General features: G+C 68.2%; 21 protein-coding genes. 11 read left to right on the plus strand and 10 right to left on the minus strand.

Features of this window, described 5'->3' with window-relative positions; translation table 11 throughout:
* Window positions 1–4 precede the first annotated feature (4 nt).
* Window positions 5–220 (minus strand): RNA-binding S4 domain-containing protein, encoded by a 216-nt coding sequence (locus EGT29_RS09285; protein ID WP_124688754.1) that lies wholly within the window; start codon window positions 218–220, stop codon window positions 5–7.
* 119 nt (window positions 221–339) lie between these two features.
* On the opposite strand from EGT29_RS09285, the gene EGT29_RS09290 reads away from it, so the two are divergent.
* From EGT29_RS09290 to EGT29_RS09315, 6 genes are all read left to right on the plus strand, one after another.
* A complete protein-coding gene (locus tag EGT29_RS09290; RefSeq protein WP_124688755.1) occupies window positions 340–1,701 on the plus strand; it encodes a tryptophan--tRNA ligase in 1,362 nt (453 codons plus the stop codon).
* A 61-nt stretch (window positions 1,702–1,762) separates the two neighbouring features.
* Window positions 1,763–2,392, plus strand: coding sequence for an L-threonylcarbamoyladenylate synthase (locus EGT29_RS09295; RefSeq protein ID WP_124688756.1), 630 nt, complete (start codon window positions 1,763–1,765; stop codon window positions 2,390–2,392).
* Between the two features lie 64 nt (window positions 2,393–2,456).
* Complete coding sequence (locus tag EGT29_RS09300; RefSeq protein WP_124688757.1) at window positions 2,457–3,104, plus strand: site-2 protease family protein; 648 nt, start codon at window positions 2,457–2,459, stop codon at window positions 3,102–3,104.
* Between the two features lie 171 nt (window positions 3,105–3,275).
* Entirely contained in the window at window positions 3,276–4,175 is a 900-nt protein-coding gene (dapA, locus tag EGT29_RS09305) for a 4-hydroxy-tetrahydrodipicolinate synthase (protein WP_124688758.1), read from the plus strand.
* An 84-nt stretch (window positions 4,176–4,259) separates the two neighbouring features.
* Window positions 4,260–5,444, plus strand: coding sequence for an outer membrane protein assembly factor BamC (gene bamC / locus EGT29_RS09310; RefSeq protein ID WP_238160339.1), 1,185 nt, complete (start codon window positions 4,260–4,262; stop codon window positions 5,442–5,444).
* Window positions 5,445–5,575: 131 nt separating this feature from the next.
* Window positions 5,576–6,358 (plus strand): MBL fold metallo-hydrolase, encoded by a 783-nt coding sequence (locus tag EGT29_RS09315; RefSeq protein ID WP_124688760.1) that lies wholly within the window; start codon window positions 5,576–5,578, stop codon window positions 6,356–6,358.
* A 98-nt stretch (window positions 6,359–6,456) separates the two neighbouring features.
* Here the strand turns inward: EGT29_RS09315 and EGT29_RS28445 are convergent, their stop codons facing one another.
* Both EGT29_RS28445 and EGT29_RS09325 read right to left on the minus strand, forming a co-directional pair.
* Complete coding sequence (locus EGT29_RS28445; protein WP_124688761.1) at window positions 6,457–6,678, minus strand: hypothetical protein; 222 nt, start codon at window positions 6,676–6,678, stop codon at window positions 6,457–6,459.
* Window positions 6,679–6,958: 280 nt separating this feature from the next.
* Window positions 6,959–7,249 carry a helix-turn-helix transcriptional regulator gene (locus tag EGT29_RS09325; RefSeq protein WP_124688762.1) on the minus strand — a complete coding sequence of 97 codons (291 nt, stop codon included), beginning with the start codon at window positions 7,247–7,249 and terminating at the stop codon, window positions 6,959–6,961.
* A 143-nt stretch (window positions 7,250–7,392) separates the two neighbouring features.
* On the opposite strand from EGT29_RS09325, the gene EGT29_RS09330 reads away from it, so the two are divergent.
* The 3 genes from EGT29_RS09330 (at window position 7,393) to EGT29_RS09340 (ending at window position 10,173) form a co-directional block, all read left to right on the plus strand.
* Window positions 7,393–8,997, plus strand: a complete 1,605-nt coding sequence (locus EGT29_RS09330; RefSeq protein WP_124688763.1) for a sensor histidine kinase — start codon at window positions 7,393–7,395, stop codon at window positions 8,995–8,997.
* The gene (locus EGT29_RS09335) at window positions 8,994–9,611 is read left to right on the plus strand and encodes a response regulator transcription factor (protein ID WP_124688764.1); all 618 of its coding nucleotides are present in this window, start codon (window positions 8,994–8,996) and stop codon (window positions 9,609–9,611) included. The genes EGT29_RS09330 and EGT29_RS09335 overlap by 4 nt, the downstream gene beginning before the upstream one ends.
* Before the next feature lie 91 nt (window positions 9,612–9,702).
* On the plus strand, window positions 9,703–10,173 hold the full coding sequence (locus EGT29_RS09340; protein ID WP_124688765.1) for a heme-binding protein: 471 nt from the start codon (window positions 9,703–9,705) through the stop codon (window positions 10,171–10,173).
* Between the two features lie 22 nt (window positions 10,174–10,195).
* Here the strand turns inward: EGT29_RS09340 and EGT29_RS09345 are convergent, their stop codons facing one another.
* Window positions 10,196–11,341, minus strand: a complete 1,146-nt coding sequence (locus tag EGT29_RS09345) for a cupin domain-containing protein (protein WP_124688766.1) — start codon at window positions 11,339–11,341, stop codon at window positions 10,196–10,198.
* 105 nt (window positions 11,342–11,446) lie between these two features.
* Between EGT29_RS09345 and EGT29_RS09350 the strand changes: the two genes are divergently transcribed.
* On the plus strand, window positions 11,447–12,013 hold the full coding sequence (locus tag EGT29_RS09350; RefSeq protein WP_370283024.1) for a peptidylprolyl isomerase: 567 nt from the start codon (window positions 11,447–11,449) through the stop codon (window positions 12,011–12,013).
* 28 nt (window positions 12,014–12,041) lie between these two features.
* Here the strand turns inward: EGT29_RS09350 and EGT29_RS09355 are convergent, their stop codons facing one another.
* The 5 genes from EGT29_RS09355 to EGT29_RS09375 form a co-directional block, all read right to left on the minus strand.
* Window positions 12,042–13,082, minus strand: coding sequence for a hypothetical protein (locus EGT29_RS09355; protein WP_124688768.1), 1,041 nt, complete (start codon window positions 13,080–13,082; stop codon window positions 12,042–12,044).
* On the minus strand, window positions 13,079–15,670 hold the full coding sequence (gene mutS, locus EGT29_RS09360) for a DNA mismatch repair protein MutS (protein WP_124692280.1): 2,592 nt from the start codon (window positions 15,668–15,670) through the stop codon (window positions 13,079–13,081). The genes EGT29_RS09355 and mutS overlap by 4 nt, the downstream gene beginning before the upstream one ends.
* Before the next feature lie 255 nt (window positions 15,671–15,925).
* Window positions 15,926–16,735 (minus strand): arylamine N-acetyltransferase, encoded by an 810-nt coding sequence (locus EGT29_RS09365; protein WP_202865603.1) that lies wholly within the window; start codon window positions 16,733–16,735, stop codon window positions 15,926–15,928.
* 17 nt (window positions 16,736–16,752) lie between these two features.
* Window positions 16,753–17,136: a YkvA family protein gene (locus tag EGT29_RS09370; RefSeq protein ID WP_124688770.1), complete on the minus strand. Its 384-nt coding sequence runs from the start codon at window positions 17,134–17,136 to the stop codon at window positions 16,753–16,755.
* Between the two features lie 16 nt (window positions 17,137–17,152).
* Window positions 17,153–17,428 (minus strand): metal/formaldehyde-sensitive transcriptional repressor, encoded by a 276-nt coding sequence (locus EGT29_RS09375; protein WP_124688771.1) that lies wholly within the window; start codon window positions 17,426–17,428, stop codon window positions 17,153–17,155.
* A gap of 69 nt (window positions 17,429–17,497) precedes the next feature.
* Between EGT29_RS09375 and dmeF the strand changes: the two genes are divergently transcribed.
* A complete protein-coding gene (gene dmeF / locus EGT29_RS09380; protein WP_124688772.1) occupies window positions 17,498–18,493 on the plus strand; it encodes a CDF family Co(II)/Ni(II) efflux transporter DmeF in 996 nt (331 codons plus the stop codon).
* Here the strand turns inward: dmeF and gudD are convergent.
* Entirely contained in the window at window positions 18,462–19,811 is a 1,350-nt protein-coding gene (gene gudD / locus EGT29_RS09385; RefSeq protein WP_124688773.1) for a glucarate dehydratase, read from the minus strand. The genes dmeF and gudD overlap by 32 nt on opposite strands.
* Window positions 19,812–19,817 lie beyond the last annotated feature (6 nt).

The raw sequence follows: 19,817 nt of genomic DNA on the forward strand, positions 1-19,817 counted from the left end.
GCAATCAGCCCTGGACCAGGATCCGCGCCCCTTCCATTTCCACCACCTGCCCGGCCCGTATCTTGCAGGTCTTGCGCAACTCCACCTTCCCATCCACCTTCACCATCCCCGCCGCAACCAGCGCCTTCCCCGCCCCTCCCGAGTCGGCAAGCCCCGTAAGCTTGAGCAAATCGCACAACGGTACAAACTCGTTCGTCAGCGTGAACGTGGTCGAAGACATGGCGGTCCCGGGAACATAAAAACGCAATCCGCCATTATCCGCCATGCCCGGACGCTCCCGCGCCCGGGAGGTACACTGCGGCTCTACGTTCCATCTTTCCGCTTGTCGCGCTCCGACCCATGAGAACCCGCATCCTCACCGGCATCACCACCTCCGGCACGCCCCACCTGGGCAACTACGTGGGCGCCATCCGCCCCGCCATCCAGGCGAGCCGCAACGACGACAACGATGCCTTCTTCTTCATGGCCGACTACCACGCGCTCATCAAGTGCGAGGATCCCGTCCGCCTGCAGCGCTCGCGCCTGCAGATCGCCGCGACCTGGCTGGCCGCCGGGCTCGACCCCAAGCGCGTCACCTTCTACCGGCAGTCCGACCTGCCCGAGATCCCCCAGCTGTGCTGGCTGCTGACCTGCGTCACCGCCAAGGGCCTGATGAACCGGGCCCATGCCTACAAGGCCGCGGTGGACCAGAACGTGGCCGACAACGAGGACCCGGACGCCGGCGTCACGATGGGGCTGTTCTCGTATCCGGTGCTGATGGCAGCCGACATCCTGCTGTTCAATGCCCATCGCGTGCCGGTGGGCCGCGACCAGATCCAGCACATCGAGATGGCGCGCGACATCGCCCAGCGGTTCAGCCACCTGTACGGCGGCGGCCGCGAACTGTTCGTGCTGCCCGAAGTGCAGATCGACGAGGCCGTGGCCACCTTGCCGGGCCTGGACGGACGCAAGATGTCCAAGAGCTACAACAACACCATTCCCCTGTTCGAGGGCGGCGCCAAGCACCTGCGCGAGGCCATCGGCCGCATCGTGACCGATTCGCGCCTGCCGGGCGAACCCAAGGATCCGGACAATTCGCAGCTCTACACGATCTACCGGGCCTTCGCCGCCGATGGCGAGACCGCCGCGTTCCGGCGTTCGCTGGAAGAGGGCCTGGGCTGGGGCGACGCCAAGCAGGCGCTGTACGAACGCATCGAGAGCGAAGTCGGCCCGATGCGCGAACGCTACGACACGCTGATGGCCCGTCCCGACGACATCGAGGACATCCTGCTGGAAGGCGCGCGCAAGGCGCGTGCCATCGGCGAGCCCTTCCTGGCCGAGTTGCGGGCCGCGGTGGGGCTGGATGCCCCGCGTGCGTCGTCGTCCCCCGCGCAGTCCGCGAAGAAGAAGGCCGGCAAGCAGGCCCGCTTCGTCAGCTTCCGCGACGACGACGGCCGCTTCCGCTTCCGCTTCCTGGCGGCCGACGGCCAGGACCTGTTGCTGTCCGAGTCGCATGCCGATGCCCAGGCGGCCGGCGCCGTCATCAAGCGGCTGCGCGCGCTGGCCGATCCGGCCCAGGCGCTGCGGGCGGAAGGGGAGTCCTACGTGCTGGATCTGGACGGAGCGGTGGTCGCGCGTGGTTCAGGTTTTGCCGATGCCGCGGGCCGCGATGCCGCGCTGGCCAAGCTGGCCGCCGAATTGCGTACGCTGGCCGCCGAGTAAGCGGCCGGCGGCAAGGTTTCCGGACGGTTTCCGGACTGGTCGATGTTTGCGAGGCGTAGTCGTGGCACAGTTTTTCTCCGTTCATCCTCAGAATCCCCAGATGCGCCTGCTCAAGCAGGCGGTCCAGCTGATCCGGGCCGGTGGATTGGTGGCCATACCCACCGACTCCAGCTACGCCCTCGTGGCGCCGCTGGACGACAAGCACGCGGCCGAGGCGCTGCGGCGCCTGCGCGGCGTGGACGAACGACATCACCTGACCGTGCTGTGCCGGGACCTGGCCGAGATCGGCCAGTTCGCCCACGTCGACAACCAGCAGTACCGACTGCTGAAGGCCGCCACGCCGGGGCCCTGGACCTTCATTCTCGAGGCCACGCGGGAGGTGCCGCGCCGGCTGTCCCACCCTTCGCGCAAGACCATAGGCATACGCGTGCCGGATCACCCGATCGCGCTCAGCCTGCTCGAGGAAATGGGCGCGCCGCTGCTGTCCAGCACGCTGATTCCCGCCAACGAGGACGAGCCGCTCAACGACGCCGAGCAGATCCGCGAGCGCTACGAACATGAGTTGGCGGCGGTGGTCGACGGCGGCGCCTGTCCGCGCGAACCGACCACCGTAATAGACCTGACCGGCGCCGAGCCGGAGGTCGTGCGCCGCGGCCGCGGCGATCCCGGCACCCTGGGCGTCGCGGCGTAAATCCCGGGCCGAAAATGCGCGCGGCCGTCGCCGGGCGGCCATGCTCTGCCGCTACAATGCCGCGATGGATTCCATCATTCAGACAATCGCGGTCTATGCGATCCCGTTGATCTTCGCCATTACCCTGCACGAGGCCGCCCACGGATACGTGGCGCGCATGTTCGGGGACGATACGGCCACCCAGGCCGGACGCGTGACGCTCAATCCGATCAAGCACATCGATCCGATCGGCACCCTGCTGGTGCCGGCCTTCATCCTGCTGACCAGCAAGCTGCTGGGCGGGGCGGGCCTGCTGTTCGGCTGGGCCAAGCCCGTGCCCGTCGATTTCGGCCGCCTGCGCCGGCCCAAGCAGGACATGCTGTGGGTGGCCGCCGCCGGCCCCGGCATCAACCTCGTCATGGCCATCATCTGGGCGGTGGGGCTCAAGCTCATGGTCCAGTCCGGCGTGAACGAGACCTTTTTCGTCGCCATGGCGGTGGCGGGCGTGCAGGTCAATCTGATGTTGATGGCCCTGAACCTGCTGCCCATCCCCCCGCTGGATGGCGGCCGCATCGTCTTCAGCCTGCTGCCGCACGACCTGGCCTGGAAATATTCCAAGATCGAACCCTATGGCATGATGATCCTGATCGTGCTGCTGATGACCGGCATGCTGGGCTTCCTGGTCCAACCCATGCTGGCCCTGGGCGACGCCATCGTCCGATTGTTTATTTGATCCCCCCTACGCGCTTCGCGCGCCCCCCAGGGGGCGAAACCGGCGGACCGGCGGAGCCGGATCCGCGGTTTCCTGGGAGGCGCGCGCGGCGCGTAGGAGCGAGCCTCTACAGGCGGTATACTCCATTGATTTTCTTCCTTTTCGTCCCGTTTCGGGCCACCCTGGCAGCGTATGGCAACCACATCTCGCACTCCTATTGAAGGCAGCATCGTCGCAATCGTCACTCCGATGCAGCCGGACGGGAAGCTCGATTTCGAGGCCTTCCGGGCCTTGCTCGACTGGCACCTGGCTGAGGGCACCGATGGCTTCGTGGTGGTGGGCACGACGGGCGAATCGCCCACCGTGTCGGTGGACGAGCATGTCGAACTGATCCGCTTCGCCGTCCAGCACGTGGCGGGCCGCGCACCGGTCATCGCCGGTACCGGCGCCAACTCCACGGCGGAAGCCATCGAGCTGACCGAGGCCGCCAAGAAAGTCGGCGCCGACGCCGGCCTGTCCGTGGTGCCTTACTACAATCGCCCCACGCAGGAAGGCCTGTACCGGCATTTCAAGACCATTGCCGAGGCGGTCGACCTGCCGATGATCCTGTACAACGTACCGGGACGCACCGGCTGCGACATGGCCGGCGAGACCACGGTGCGCCTGGCGCAGGTACCCGGCATCGTCGGGCTGAAGGACGCCACCGGCGACATCGGCCGCGGCGCGCTGCTGCTCGGCCAGGTGCCCGACCATTTCGCGGTCTACAGCGGCGATGACCCCACCGCGGCAGCGCTGATGCTGTTGGGCGCCCGGGGTAACATCTCCGTCACCGCCAACGTCACGCCCCGCCTGATGCATGAGCTGTGCGTGGCGGCGGTGGCCGGCGATGCCCGCCTGGCCGCGAAGATCAACCAGCGCATGGCGCTGCTGAACCGCAACCTCTTCGTCGAACCCAACCCCATCCCCGTCAAGTGGGCCCTGGCCCAGATGGGACGCATGGCGCTGGGATACCGCCTGCCCATGACCGAACTCGGCGCGCAGCATCACGCTGTGGTGCGCGAGGCGCTCAGGGCGGCCGGCGTCGAAATCTGAACCCCACACGCCCCCCATGTTTTGCCCCGACATGACCCGCCGGACCCAACATGGGCTGGCGGTGGCTTCAGGAGTTACCCATCAATGAATGCAGTTCGTATGAATTTGCCGCGCCTGGCCGTCCTGCCGGTGCTGATTTCCTTGTCCGCGCTGTTCGCGGGCTGCAGCAGCGTCAACCAGCTGCTGGGCAAGGAAGAGTCCGTCGACTACAAGAGCGCATCCAAGCCGGCTTCGGCCAAGCTGGAAGTGCCTCCCGACCTGACTCAGCTTCCCACCGACAACCGGTTCCAGGTTCCCTCCCAGACTTCTTCCGGGTCGACGCCGCCGGCGCCCTCGACCACGACCTTCTCCAGCTACTCGACGGTCCAGCCTGAAACCAAGCCGGCCGCCAGCAACGTGCTGCCCGAGCGTTCGGACATGCGTGTCGAACGCGACGGCGACCAGCGCTGGCTGGTGGTGATCGATCGGTCGCCCGAGCAGCTCTACCCCGTGGTGCGCCAGTTCTGGCAGGACCTGGGCTTCCTGATGCGCGAAGACCTGCCCCAGGCCGGCGTGATGGAAACCGACTGGGCCGAGAACCGGGCCAAGATCCCGCAGGACTTCATCCGCAACACCATCGGCAAGGTCTTCGATTCGCTGTGGTCCACCGGCGAACGCGACATGTTCCGCACCCGCCTCGAGCGCGTGGGCAACAGCACCGAGATCTACATCAGCCATCGCGGCGCGGTCGAGGTGCTGACCGGCGCCGAGAAGAGCCAGACCACCTGGACCACGCGTCCCAACGACCCGGGCCTGGAAGCCGAAATGCTGAGCCGCCTGATGATTCGTCTGGGCTCCGATTTCGACCGGGCCAAGGCAGCGGTGGCCAATGCCACGCCGGTGACCCCGGGCGCGGCGCCGCAACTGGTGACCGGCTCGGGCGATACCGGCGCGCTGCAGATCGCCGAACCGTTCGATCGTGCGTGGCGCCGTGTGGGCCTGGCCCTGGACCGCGGCGGCTTCACGGTCGAGGACCGCAACCGCGCCGAGGGCGTCTACTACGTGCGCTACGTCGATACCGACGCGGCCAGCACCGAGAGCAAGCCGGGCTTCTTCGGCCGCCTGTTCGGCCGTGGCAGCGACAAGCCCGAGACCCGTCCGCAGTACCGCGTGAAACTGGTCACGTCCAACGACCGGACCCAGGTTACCGTGCTGAACGCGCAGGGCGCGCCCGAGAACACCGCCACCGGCCGTCGCATCCTGAACGTCCTGTCCAACCAGCTGAAGTAATGGCTGGGATTGGCCATGTGTGCCTGCTGATCCAGGGCGCAGCGGATCCGGCTTTGCCGGTCCGCCAGCGCCGCCCCCTTGAGGGGGAGCGGCCGAAGGCCGCCCGGGGGTGGACTTCCTAGGTGGGCTCCATGCGCTATACGAGTCTTGGCAGCGGCAGCGAGGGCAATGCCCTGGTTGTCGAGGCCAGCGAAGGGCTGTCGGTCACCCGCGTCATGATCGACTGCGGGTTCGGGCTGAAAGAGATCGAAAGGCGCCTGCTCGGCCGTGGCATCGAGCCCTCATCCCTGAACGGCATCCTGGTCACGCACGAGCACGGCGACCATATCGGCGGTGTATTCCGCCTGGCTCGCCGCCATGGCATTCCCGTGCATCTGACCACCGGCACGCGCGCCGCCGTGGCTGCCCGCATCCCCGAAGGCATGACCGCCGTCTGCTGCGACAGCCACACCGCCTTTTCCATAGGCGGCCTGCGCGTGCAGCCCTTCCCGGTGCCCCACGATGCCCGCGAGCCGGTGCAGTACGTGCTGGACGACGGCCAGTGGCGGCTAGGTGTGGTGACGGACCTGGGCGAGGGCACGCCGCATGTCCACCGGACGCTGTCCGGCTGCGATGCGTTGGTGCTCGAATGCAACCACTGTCCGGACATGCTGGCGCGTAGCGATTACCCCGTTTCGCTGAAGTACCGGATAGCCGGCCGCTACGGACATCTTTCCAACACGGCGGCGGCGGAGATCTTGCGCATGGTGGACCGGTCGCGCCTGAAATACCTGCACGCGGCTCATCTCAGCAAGCAAAACAATGTGCCGGAACTGGCGCGAGCGGCGCTCGCGCCGATATTGGGATGGCCATCCGAGAAAATCGGGGTGGCCGACCAGGACACCGGATTCGATTGGGTGGCCCTGAAGCCATAAAAAAAACCCCGGATATCGGGGTTTTTTTGCCGCGCGAGGCGGCCATCGATGGGTGGAAACCCGGGGCCGGCGGATGCCGGCCGGGCTCCACGTTCGACTTACTGCTGGGCGGGGGCCGGGGCGGCAGGGGCCTGGTCGGCGGGAGCCGCGGGCTCGGCGGGAGCCGGAGCAGCGGGCTCGGCCGGGGCGGGCGCGGGCTCAGCCGGGGTGGTGACGGCCGGAGGAGTCGATTCGGTCGGGGCCGGAACAGCTTCTTCCTTCTTGCCGCAAGCCGACAGAGCGATTGCCAGCAGCGAGGCCAGGAGCAGGGTCTTCTTCATGATCTCTTTTCCTTTGAGGTGTCAGTCGTAAATACACAAAACACAAACCAGAAATAGCGCTATTTCCCGTTCTTACCCAAACAAGGCTGCTGTGTCTGCCGTTATTCGAGCACGGGTAAATTCTAGCAGCGTCTCTAGGTATTTTCCATGGTGGAGGCTGGAAGTAAGATTTGCGTAAGCAATTTGTGTATCCGATTGGTCAATAATGTGCGCAAGGGTTTCGGTTTGTGGTTTTTGACGCACATTCCGGCTCGTTTCCCGTGGGAAATTCCCAGGAAAGTCAGAGCTTCCGGAGCTGTTCGACCAGTTGGGCAATGGCTTCTTCATTGCGCTTGTAGAACACCCACTGCCCGATGCGCCGGGTCGTGACGAGGCCGGCGCGCTGCAGGGTGGCCAGGTGGGCGGACACGGTCGACTGGGACAGGCCGCAGCATTCGAACATGCCGGCGCAGACACCGACGTCGAGCGGGTGTTCCTGCCCGGCGAAATGGCGTTCCGGCTCCTTAAGCCATTGCAGGATGTCGCGCCGCGCTGGATGCGCCAGTGCCTTGATGGTGGCGTCGAGGTCCATGACGAGAAAACGGTATGGGCGAAGAATATCGCCATGGAGCGAATTATAAATCGCCTGGTTTCGATACGTCCGCCCGCACGGGAATATCCCGGCGCGCCGGGACGGGCGCTGCGGGGCGCCTGCCGGTACTATCTGCATCCATGATGAAACGTCAATCCGCGATGGCCGCCGTTCTGGCGGGGGCCTGGCTGGTGCTGGTCCTGGCCGGCGCCGTCGTGCTGTACCGCCAGGCCCTGGACAGGCTGCGCGCGGACCTGGACGGTGCGGCCGACGCCGTGGCCGGCCTCGTCTCGCAGCGCATCGCGCAGCATGACGCCCACCTGACCAGCATGGCGGCGCTGGCGCAGCGATCCGATCGCATCCTGCTCGACGAGATCGGGCAGGTGGCGGGCGCGATCCGCGCGTTCTATCCGCGCATCGAAGGAGTGGACCTGATCGGCTGGGAAAACACCTCGTCCCAGGCCGGCTGGCGCACGCTGGTCTCCAGCCGCCGGCCGGGCCTCCCGCCCCTGGAACCGCAGCACCTGGGTCCGGTGATCGCGACGGCCCAGCCCGGGCGGCCGGTCAGCACGGTGCCGGAGCCGGGCCAGTCCCGCTATCTGCTGGTCAAGCGATTGCCGCCCGCCGTGGGCCGGCTGGCGCTGGTGCTGACCGTGGATCTGGCGGAGCTGGTGGCCGCCGACGAATTGCCCATGGGGACGCGGCTGGCCCTGCGCCTGGACGGGGCCGCGGCCCGGGTCGACCACGGCGCGGCTGCGCCGGAGAAGGGGCTGCACCCGCCCGCCATGGCAGCGGTGCGTATGCTGGAGAACGCCGGCCAACCCATCATGCTGCGCCTGTCCCGGCATCCGGGATGGAGCGATCTGGCGCTGGGTAGGCCGCTGGCGTTGTTGGTGCTGGTGTCCCTGGCCCTGCTGGCGCTGGCGGCGCTGCTGGCCGTGCAGCGGCGCCGCGCCGTGCAGGCTCGGGGCGAGGCCGAGCGGGCTCGGCAGGCGGGGCGGCTCAGCAAGCAGGAAGCCACCCTGGCGCATGCGGCGCGGGTCAACGCGATGGGGGAAATGGCCTCGGGCATCGCGCACGAACTGAACCAGCCGCTGACCGCGCTGCTGAGCCAGAGCCAGGCGGCGCTGCGCCTGGCCGGCCTGCCCGCTGCCGAGCCCGACGCCATGCGCCGCGTGCTGGAGTCCAACGTGCAGCAGGCCCGCCGGGCCGCGGACATCCTGGCCCGCATGCGCGCCTACGTCGGCGCGGATCCGCCCGCGGCGCAGGCTTGCGACCTGGGCGAAGTCGCCGCCGACATGGTGGCGCTGATGGGGGCGGACCTGTCGGCCCGCGGCGTGCGCCTCGAAACGGACGTGACCGTGCCGCCGCCCGTCGCGTGGGTGGACCGGGTGCAGGCGGGGCAGGTCATGCACAACCTGATCCGCAATGCCGCCGACGCCCTGGCGGCGGTGCCCGAGGAACGCCGGCGCATCGTCCTGCGCCTCGGCCAGGCCGACGGCATGGCGCGCATCGTGGTCGACGACGATGGCCCGGGAGTCGCGTCCGACATGCTGGCGCACGTCTTCGAGCCCTTCCGTTCCGACAAGGAGGACGGCATGGGGCTGGGGCTGGCCATCTGCGAAAGCATCGTCCACCATTTCGACGGCAGCATCTCGGCCGCCAACCGGCCAGAGGGCGGCGCGCGGTTCACCGTGCTGCTGCCGCTGGCCGGCGGCCGGCGAACCTCACAGGAGCCCATGGCGTGACCTTTCAACCTCCCGTCTACCTGGTCGATGACGACCGAGCCGTGCGCGACGCGGTGGCGCTGCTGCTGTCCACGTATGGCCTGCGTGTGGAAACCTTCGCCCACCCGCTGGATTTCCTGTCCCGCCAGCCGGAGCTGGAGCCGGGCTGCATCGTGCTGGACCTGCGCATGCCCGCCATCACCGGGCTGCAATTGCAGCAGAAGCTCCAGGAATCGGGCTGCGGCTGGCCCATCGTCCTGCTGACCGGCCATGGCGACATGCAGGCATGCCGGCGGGCCTTCAAGGCGGGCGCGGTGGACTTCCTGAGCAAGCCGGTGGACGAGCACGTGCTGATGGAGGCGGTCAACACCGCCTTCGCCGCGCTGGCCCGCTACCGCGAGCAGGACGAGCAGCGCGCGCTGCTCGCGCGCCTGACCGAGCGCGAGCGCCAGGTGCTGGCGCTGGTGGCGCAGGGCTACGCGACCAAGGAGATCGCCGCGGCGCTGGAGCTGTCTCCGCGCACCGTCGAGACCCATCGCGCCCACATCTCCGAGAAGATAGGCAGCACGTCGGTGGTCGAGTTCGCCCGCCTGGCACAGGCGAGCCAGGAGCAGGGGGCGGGAGGGAATCCGTAGGGCTACGGATGCCGGTGCGTAGCGAGCACGATGGGCGGCGGACGCGTCCGCGAGCAAACTGCGGGTGTCGATTCCACAGGAGGAAAAAACGATGTCCCGTCTGCTCAAAACCCTGTTCGTCCTGGCCGCCTGCGCCGGTTCCAGCGCCTACGCGCAAACGCCCGCGTCGCTGACGCTGTCCCAGGCCACCGAGCTGGCCCAGGCCGCCGTACAAGCCTGCGCGGCCAAGAACTACCAGGTCGCCGCCACCGTGGTCGACCGCGGCGGCAACGTGCTGGCCATGCTGCGTTCCGACTTGTCGGGCCCGCACACCGCCGACGCCTCGCGCCGCAAGGCCTACACCTCGCTGACGATGCGCGCGCCCACCTCGGCGCTCGCCAATGCCGTCGAGAACAACCCCGGCGCGCGCCAACTGGTGGCGATCAGCGACTTCCTGATCCTGGCGGGCGGCGTGCCCATCAAGGTCGGCAACGAGACCATCGGCGCGATCGGCGTCGGCGGCGCGCCGGGCGGTAACCTGGACGAGGAATGCATCAACGTCGCGCTGGCCGCGCGCAAGTAAGCAAGGCCGGCAGGGCGCGGCGTCAGGGGCGGTAGTGTAGCCATCCGGCGTCCAGCCATTCCTGCAGGGCCGTGCGTTCGTCGTCGTCCGGTCTTGCCGGGACGCACGCCAGGCGCCGCAGGTCAGCCAGCCTGCGAAGGGCCGGGGTCGCATCGACCTCGGCCCTTTCGCCGTTGATGAACAGCATCCGGCCACGGTGGATCATCAGCGTTCGGCGGTCCAGCACGAGTTCCCCCGATGACGGCCAGTCCGTCTCCAGGTCTGGCAGCACCGCGGGATCGGGCGTGTCGAACACCACTTCCGGCTTGGGTTCGGTCAGCCAGTGGCCCAGGTGGCACGCGGCCAGCGCCGCATCGAACTTCACCGCCGATACGGCCGCCAGCGCGGCCTCGACCATGGCCTCGGGCAGGGCGGCGGGCTGCCGCACCGCGGGCTGGCCGGCATCCTTGTAGTGCCCGCGCAGCGCGGACGGCAGGCGCTCGGTCAGCGATTCGGACGCGAATTCCAGCATGCCGCGCGCCAGTTCGGCCAGCGATGGCGAGCGGAAACCGATGGAGATCGTCATGCAGTCGTCGCCCTCGGCGATGCCGTCGTGGGCGTAGGCGGGCGGCAGGTACAGCATGTCGCCCGCTTCCAGCACGAATTCCTCGGTGGGCTCGAAACGGCGCAGCACCTTGAGCGGCGCGTCGGGGTCCAGTTCCAGGTCGCGCTGGCGGCCGATGCGCCAGCGCCGGCGCCCGCTGGCTTGCAAAAGGAAGACGTCGTAGCTGTCGAAGTGCGGACCGACGCCGCCGCGATCGGTGGCGATGCTGATCATCACATCGTCCAGCCGCGCGTCGGGAACGAAGCGGAATCGCGCCATCAGGTCGGCCGCCGCGTCGTCGTGCAGGTTCACCCCCTGGACCAGCAGTGTCCATTCCGGTTCGCGCGCCGGGGGCAGCCGCCCGAACGGGCCGCGCTCCATCTGCCAGGCGCCCTGCTCGCGCCACACCAGCCGGGATTCGACCTCGTCCCGGCGGGCCAGCCGCTTGACCTGGGCGATGGACATCGGCGGCCGGAAGTTTTCGAAGGCGCCGCGTATCAGCAGCGGCTTGCGCTGCCAGTGGCGCTGCATGAACTGGGACGGCGAGAGGCCGCCCAGGAGGCGGGTGGGGAGGTCGGGATTCATGGGGATGCTTCGGTCCGGGAGGGGCGGGGCCAGCCTGTAGAATGAAAGGCCATCCAACGTATACGGGAAACCAAGATTATGACCGCTTCCAACAGCGATCCGGCCCTGGCCGTCGGCGAGAATACCGTCGTCACGGTCGAGTTCTGGATCATGAGCACGGACGGGGAAGCGCTCGATGACAGCGATGGCCCCGTGAGCTTTCTCCATCGCGGGCTGGACAGCCTGCTGCCCCGCCTGGACGACGGCCTGGAAGGCAAGACCGCCGGTTTCGAGCAGACCTTCCATCTCGAGCCGAGCGACGCGTTCGGCGACTACGATCCGGAACTGCTGCGGGTCGAGCCGCGTTCGCGCTTCCCGGAGCCGATCGAGGTCGGCATGCAGTTCGAAGGCGTGCCGGGCGACGACGAGGATACCGAGGTCGAGCCCGACGACGGCGACAGCGACGAGAATGCGTTGATCTTCTCGGTTACCGACCTGACCGACGACAAGGTGGTGCTCGACGCCAACCATCCCTATGCGGGCATGGCGCTGCGCGTGCGCATCAAGTTGCTGGAGGTCCGCCGGGCCGACCCGGAGGAAATCGAGCAGGGGTACGCCGACAGCGATGAGGAAAGCGACGATGTCCTGGACGCGCTGATCGAGGCCCGGCGCAATCCCGGCACGCTGCATTAAGCCGGGGCTGCCTTGCCCGGCGGTTTGATTAGCGGGGCTGCGGAGGACGCAGCACCGTGTTGATGCCTTCCAGCCGGAAGACGTCCCGGTTGCCAGGCTCCACGTTCACCTTGATCCAATGGGCGGGTTCCGGCGCGGCGGGCATCGCGACGCGCGCCACGTTCTGCAGCGTCTTGCCGTTGAACTTGAGCGGATGGTCCGCCAGGGCGTGGCGCGACCGGCCGCGCTCGGGCGAGGGGCCGCCGCCGTGCACGACCAGCACCTGGCCGGCATATTTGGCGGCCAGCCGGGCCAGGTCCGTCTTCAGCGCGGCATACGGATCGACGCCGCCGGCCACGGTGTGCCGCCCTTCGAAGTGCGGGTCGGCGGAGAAGGCCAGGACCAGGCCGCGGGCCTTGAGCCGCGTGGCGGCCGCGAAGGCCTGCCGCAGCCACGAGGCATCGGCCTGGACCCTTTCCTCGTATTCGCCGTTGCGTCCCGCGCCGGTGCGGTAATTGTTCTGGTTGCCCGGGACGTTCAGCGTGACGAACAGCACGTCGCCGTATTCCCAGCGCGCATTCTCGGGATAGCCGCGAAAACGCGCGGTCTCGCTCTGGCGCTGCAGGTCCAGTTTCAGCATGCCCAGCGAGTCGTCCGGATCGAAGAACAATTCGCGCAACCGGTTCAGGCGCTCCACGGGGCCGAACTGCCCCGCGGCGAGGCGGTCGCACTCGGCCCAGTCGTTCTCGCCCGGGGCCAGCACCAGCGGGACCGGACTGCCGTTCAGCAGGGCGTGCCGGCGTGCATAGGTCTTGTCGTCGCAGCGCTCGTCGCGTCCCTTGATGTTGCCGGTGTGGATGGCCAGGTCGGTCTCGGTGCCGAACTGGGCCAGCATCTGGGCGACGGCGGCCTCGTCGCCGTCGTGCGCGGGCACGCCGCCCAGCAGGGCGAAGGCGAAACCCTGGCGGGCCGCATAGCCGGATTCGGCGTTGGTGGTGGCGGCCGCCGCCGGCGCCATCGCCGCGCACGCCAGCGCCGCCGCCAGCAGCAGGCGGGGCCAGGAAGGCGGGCGCGGCGCGGGTGTGGTCATTGTGGCAGGGCCAGGTTCTTGAGCCGGTAGAGTTCGTCCAGCGCCTCGCGCGGGCTGAGCCGGTCCGGATCGATCCCGTCCAGCGCGTCCCGCACGGCTTCCATGGCGTGGTCCCGCGCCTGCTCCATTTCCTGCGCTTCGGCGGCCCCGTCCTGCGGCGGCGCGAACAGCGCCATCTGCGGGACCTGGGCGCCTTGCGTCTCCAGCTTTTCCAGCTCGCGCCGCGCCATGCGCACGACCGCGGCGGGGATGCCCGCGCGCTGCGCGACCTGGATCCCGTAGCTGCGGCTGGCGGGGCCTTCGCGCACCTCGTGCAGGAAGACGATGCCCTTGTGCGATTCCGCCGCGGCCAGGTGGACGTTGGCGACTTCGGGGCGTACCGAGGGCAGGCGGGTCAGTTCGAAATAATGCGTGGCGAACAGGGTCAGCGCGCGATTCTGCGACACGAGCTGGAAGGCGATCGCCCAGGCCAGCGCCAGGCCGTCGTAGGTCGAGGTGCCGCGGCCGATCTCGTCCATCAGCACCAGGCTGTCGGACGTGCTGGACGAGAGGATGGCGGCGGCCTCGATCATCTCCATCATGAAGGTGGAGCGTCCGCCCGCGAGGTCGTCGGCGGCGCCGATGCGGGTGAACACGCGGTCGATGCGGCCGATGCGCGCCGCCCGCGCCGGCACGAAGCTGCCGATGCGCGCCAGCAGCACGATCAGCGCGGTCTGCCGCATGTAGGTCGACTTACCGCCCATGTTGGGGCCGGTGATCAGCAGCATGCGGCGGGTCTGCGCCAGGCGGCAGTCATTCGGCGTGAAGCGTTCGATGACCCGCTCCACCACCGGATGGCGGCCCTGTTCGATCTGGATCTCGGCCGTGTCCAGCAGTTCGGGCGCGACCCAGTCGTTGGTGCGGGCATGGAAGGCGAGGGCGGCCAGCACGTCGATCTCGGCCAGCGCCGCGGCCGTCCGGGTCAGCGCGCGCACGTGTGGCGCCAGGGTATCCAGCAACTGCTCGTACAGCCATTTCTCGCGCGCCAGCGCGCGGTCCTGGGCGGACAGGATCTTGTCTTCCCAGGTCTTGAGTTCGGGCGTGATGTAGCGTTCGGCGTTCTTGAGCGTCTGCCGGCGGCGGTAGTCGTCGGGGACCTTGTCGGTCTGGCCGCGCGTGACCTCGATGAAGAAGCCGTGCACCCGGTTGAACTCCACGCGCAGATTGGCGATGCCCGTGCGTTCCCGCTCGCGCTTCTCCAGCTGCACCAGGAAATCGCCGCTATGCGATTCCAGCGCGCGCAGTTCGTCCAGTTCGGCATCGAAACCGGCGGCCAGCACGCCGCCGTCGCGCACGTTGACGCCGGGCTCGGCGGCGATGGCGCGCGCGAGCAATTCGCCGATGGCGGGGTCGGGGGCGAGCTGGGCCGCCAGTTCGGGCAGCCGTGCCTGCGTGTCGGCCGACAGCATCGAGCCCGCGCCGGCCAGGCGCAGCACCATGGCGTGCAACCCGGGCAGCAGCGCCAGCGCGTCGCGCAGGCTGGCCAGTTCGCGCGGCCGCACCGAGCGCAGGGCCACGCGCGCGGAGATGCGCTCCACATCGGGAAGCGGCGCCAGCGCATCCTGCAGCAGGCGCGGATCGCCGCCATCGAGCAAGGTTTCGATGGCGCGCAGGCGGGCGGCGGCGGGATCGTTGTCGCGCAGGGGGTGGTGCAGCCAGCGGCGCAGCAGCCGGCTGCCCATGGGCGTCTGGCAGTGGTCCAGCACCGAGAACAACGTGGGGGACTCTTCGCCGCGCAGGGTCTCGGTCAGTTCCAGGTTGCGCCGCGTGACGGGGTCGAGCAGCACGTACTGGCTGGCGCGGTCGGCGGTCAGTTGCTGCACGTGCGCCAGCGCCTGGGACTGCGTGTTCGAAACGTAGCGCAGCAGCGCGCCCGCGGCGCAGATGGCCTCGGGCATGTCCTCGACGTCGAAGCCGGCCAGCGAGTCGGTGCCGAAGTGGTTCAGCAATTGCTGGCGGGCGCCGCTGGTCTCGAAATGCCAGACCGGCACCGGGCTGATGGGGGCGCTGAAATCGACCGGCAGCGGCTGGCCCTCGGCCAGGATGACTTCGGCCGGCGAGATGCGATGCAGTTCGCTCGCCAGCAGGGCCGGCGCGCATTCGGTCAAACGGAATTCACCGCTGGCCAGGTTCAGCCAGGCGATGCCCAGGCGCCCTGTCTTGCCGTTGCCCGGCTGGACCGCGGCAACGGCGCGATCGGCCTTGGCCGGAAGCAGGGCCTCGTCGGTCAGCGTGCCGGGCGTCACGATGCGGACGATGCGGCGTTCCACCGGTCCCTTCGAGGCGGCGGGGTCGCCGATCTGTTCGCAGATCGCGACCGATTCGCCCAGCTTGACCAGCCTGCCCAGGTACTGCTCGACGGCGTGGAAAGGCACGCCCGCCATCCGTATGGGCACGCCATTGGAGGCGCCGCGGGTGGTCAACGTCAGGTTCAGGAGCCGCGAGGCCTTTTCCGCATCGTCGTAGAACAGCTCGTAGAAATCGCCCATGCGGTAGAACAGCAGCAGAGGGCCGGCTTCGGCCTTCAGGCGGAGATACTGCTGCATCATCGGCGTGTGTGCGCTGGTATCCGATTCTTTCATTAACAATCAATAGGTTCGTGAGGCGCTGGATGAGGGCAATGGACAACGTGACCAGGTTCCGCCGGAAGAGCGAAGCGCCGTCCCTGCCAAATATGGCATTGTAGTGAGGGCGGTCGACCACCAGCGAGTATGGGACAGATTGCCTCGGATCGATTGTAGGAGATGGAGTCAAGTTGCAACCTCCACCCGTTTGCCGCGCCAGCGAGACGAGATCGAAAGAGATCAGTCCAGCGGGATGGTCCGCAGCGCGTCCATCGGCAGGTCGATCCCGAAATGTTCGCCCAGCGCCGCCTGCAAGTCCTGTGGACCGTCCAGTTCCTGGTCCCGGGCACTGCCGTCGGCTTCCCGGAACTTCAGGACCTTGCCGAGCAGGCTCACCCGGCGGCCTTCGGGCAGCGCCAGCGCCGCGGTCGGTCGTTGGAGGAAGAACGACCCAGGATGCGTGCTGGTGTACCAGTTCGCCACCTCGCGGTCGACCATGGGCATGTCCTCGCCGGTGAACTCGTAGACGTCGATCCACTGGTCGGCGTGCCGCACCTGGTGGAACCACCTGCCGTCCTCGCGCACCAGGCGCCGCGTGTCGTGGGACGTGGCCTGGACCAGGCCATCCTCCAGGCGCAGGGCGCGGGTGAGCGAGGTGGCGCCGACGCCGACATCGGTGATCCAGTCCTGTCCATCCAGGGTGACCGCCAGCGTCAGGTGCGTGCGCTGGACCATGATGCTGCGATCGGCCGTGCTCAGGCGCACCCGTGCCGCCAGGGGGCGCACGGCAAAGCCCAGCCGCGCCAGCAGTTCCAGGAACAGGCCGTTCAACTCGAAGCAATAGCCGCCGCGGCGCGCGGTGACCAGCTTGTCGTACAGGCGCTGCGGTTCGAGGTGGATGGGCCGGCGCAGCAGCACGTCCAGGTTCTCGAATGGAATGGTTTGCGAGTGGGCGCGGGTCAGCGCATCCAGCACCGCGAGGGAAGGGGCCGTGGAACCCTGGTATCCGAGCCGTGCCAGGTACGCGTCGATGTCGAACGTATTGCCCACGGGGTCTCCTTGTCGAGTCAGGCGAACGCCGCCTTCCGGAACAAGACTAACAGGACCAGGGCCGCGGCGAGCACCCATATCGCGATGAACACGGCCGCGGCCGCCCGGCTGACCGGCCGGCTCGACATGTCCGCGGCAGAACGCCTGAATTCGGCCATCAGATCGGCGGGAATGAGGCGCACGACCAGCAGGATGCCGAGCGGGACGATGATGAGATCGTCCAGGTATCCCAGCACGGGGATGAAATCGGGAATGAGGTCGATGGGCGAGACCGCGTAGGCGGCCACCAGCAGGGCGAGCACCTTGACCATCCAGGGCGTCCGAGGGTCCCGGGCCGCCAGCCAGATCGCGACGACATCCTGCTTGATGCGCCGGGCCCATTGCTTCATCCGCTTGATCATGGTGCGCGTCCAGCCCTTACTTCATGTAGGACCGCACGGCGGCCACGACTTCTTCCAGGTCGGCCGCCCGCACGTCGGCGGGCGCGTCGGCGCGGCCCAGGTGCTCGCGGATGTGTCCCTCCAGCACTTCGGCCATGAGCCCGTTCACCGCGCCCCGTATCGCGGCGATCTGCTGCAGGATCGCCGTGCATTCCACTTGCTGGCCAAGGGCGTGCTCCAGGGCCTCGGCCTGTCCCTTGATCCGGCGCACGCGTGTCAGGAGCCGCTTCTGGTTGTGGATGGTATGTGCCATGGACAGCCCTCTTTTTCGCATGAACTATACTGGGGTATAGTATATAACCACCCCCGCGCAGGCCGCATCATGTCGACATCCGCCACCCCCGAAAATTGGACGCACAGCCACGTCTTCGACGAGGGCAACCCCCTGGCCGAACGCAATACCCGCTGGGCGGTCCTGCTTACCGCGACGATGATGGTGGTCGAGATCCTTGGCGGCTACGTCTTCAATTCGATGGCGTTGCTGGCCGACGGGTGGCACATGAGCTCGCACGCGCTGGCGCTCGGGCTGGCGGTGCTGGCGTACGGCGCGGCGCGGCGTTATGCCCATGACCGGCGCTTCGCTTTCGGAACCTGGAAGATCGAGGTGCTGGGCGGTTACACGAGCGCCTTGTTCTTGGCCGGGGTGGCCGCCCTGATGTTGTACGAATCCGTGGAGCGGCTGATGGCTCCCACGCCCATCCATTACGATCAGGCGATCGCCATCGCGGCCGTCGGCCTGGCCATCAATCTCGCATGCGCCTGGCTGCTCAAGGACGGGCATCACGGGCATGACCATGGCCACGATCACGACCATGGGCACGACCATGAGCACGGCCATGGACACGCGCACGGCAGCGACCTGAACCTGCGTTCCGCCTATCTGCACGTCGTTGCCGACGCCGCCACTTCCGTACTGGCCATCGTCGCCTTGTTCGGCGGCAAGCTCTGGGGCGCGGCCTGGCTGGATCCCGCCATGGGCATCGTCGGCGCCGGCCTGGTCGCGGTCTGGGCCTATGGCCTGCTGCGTGCCTCGGGCAAGGTTCTGCTCGACGCCGAAATGGATGCGCCGGTAGTGGCCGAGATCCGAGAGGTGATCGAGGCCTGCCCGTTCAAGGCGACGATCACGGATCTCCACGTCTGGCGGGTGGGGAAGGGCAAGTACGCCTGCATCCTGGGGGTCGTGACCGACACGCCGGCCACGCCTTCCCATTTCCGGGAGGCCTTGGCCATCCACGAGGAACTGGTCCACGTCACCGTGGAGGTCAACCGGGCACCCGCTGCGCCGCTCAGCGCACCAGGCACGGCTGCTTGTTGTTGAATCGCCAGCCGGGAATCAGGTATTGCATGGCCATGGCGTCGTTGCGCGCGCCCAGGCCGCGCTGGTTGTAGAGCCGGTGCGCGCGCTCGACCGCGTCCATGTCGAGCGTGATGCCCAGTCCGGGAGCCTGAGGCAGTTCGATGCGGCCGTTGCGGATCTGCAGCGGGTCGCGCGTCAGGTGCTGGCCGTCCTGCCAGATCCAGTGCGTGTCGAGCGCGGTAACCCGGCCCGGCGCGGCCGCGCCGACGTGGGTGAACATCGCCAGCGAGACATCGAAGTGGTTGTTGGAATGCGAGCCCCAGGTCAGGCCGAATGCCTGGCAGGCCTGGGCCACGCGCACCGAGCCCTGCAGGGTCCAGAAGTGCGGATCGGCAAGGGGAATGTCGACCGATTGCAGTGACAGGGCATGCGCCATTTCCCGCCAGTCGGTGGCGACCATGTTGGTGGCCGTGGGCAGGCCGGTTGCGCGGCGGAATTCGGCCATGGTCTCGCGGCCGGAGTACGCGCCTTCGGCACCGCAGGGATCTTCGGCATAGGCCATCACGCCGTGCATGTCGCGGCACAGGCGGATGGCGTCCCGCAGCAGCCAGCCGCCGTTGGGGTCGAGGGTGATGCGGGCCCGGGGGAAGCGTTCGTGCAGGGCGCGGATGGCCTCGATCTCTTCTTCGCCGCGCAGCGCACCGCCCTTGAGCTTGAAGTCCTCGAAGCCGTAGCGCAGGTACGCGGCCTCGGCCAGCCTGACGATGGCCTCGGGCGTGAGCGCCTTTTCGTGCCGCAGGCGCAGCCAGTCGTCCTGTTCCTCCGGCGCGCTGTCGTAGGCAAGCGGGGTCCGCGTGCGGTCGCCCACGTAGAACAGGTAGCCCAGCATCTGCACCGACGTGCGCTGTATCCCTTCGCCCAGCAGCGCGGCCACCGGCACCTCCAGGTGCTGGCCCAGCAGGTCGAGCAGCGCCGACTCGATGGCCGTCACGGCATGGATGGCAATGCGCAGGTCGAAGGTCTGGTTCCCTCGGCCCGCATGGTCGCGGCCGGCGAAGGCGTTGCGCATCCGGTTGAGCGTGTCGGTGTAGCGGCCGATGGAACTGCCTACGATGAAGCCGCGCGCGTCTTCCAGCGTCGCGCGGATGTGCTCGCCGCCGGGGACTTCGCCCACGCCGGTATGGCCGGCGCTGTCCGTCAGGATGACCAGGTTGCGGGTGAAGTAGGGCGCATGGGCGCCGCTGAGGTTGAGCAGCATGGAGTCGCGGCCGGCCACGGGCACCACCCGCATGCGGGTGATGGTGGGCGTGTGTCCGGCGGGCGAGGAAGCAGCAGGCATGATCGT

The sequence above is a fragment of the Pigmentiphaga sp. H8 genome (assembly GCF_003854895.1).
GTDB lineage: Bacteria > Pseudomonadota > Gammaproteobacteria > Burkholderiales > Burkholderiaceae_B > Pigmentiphaga.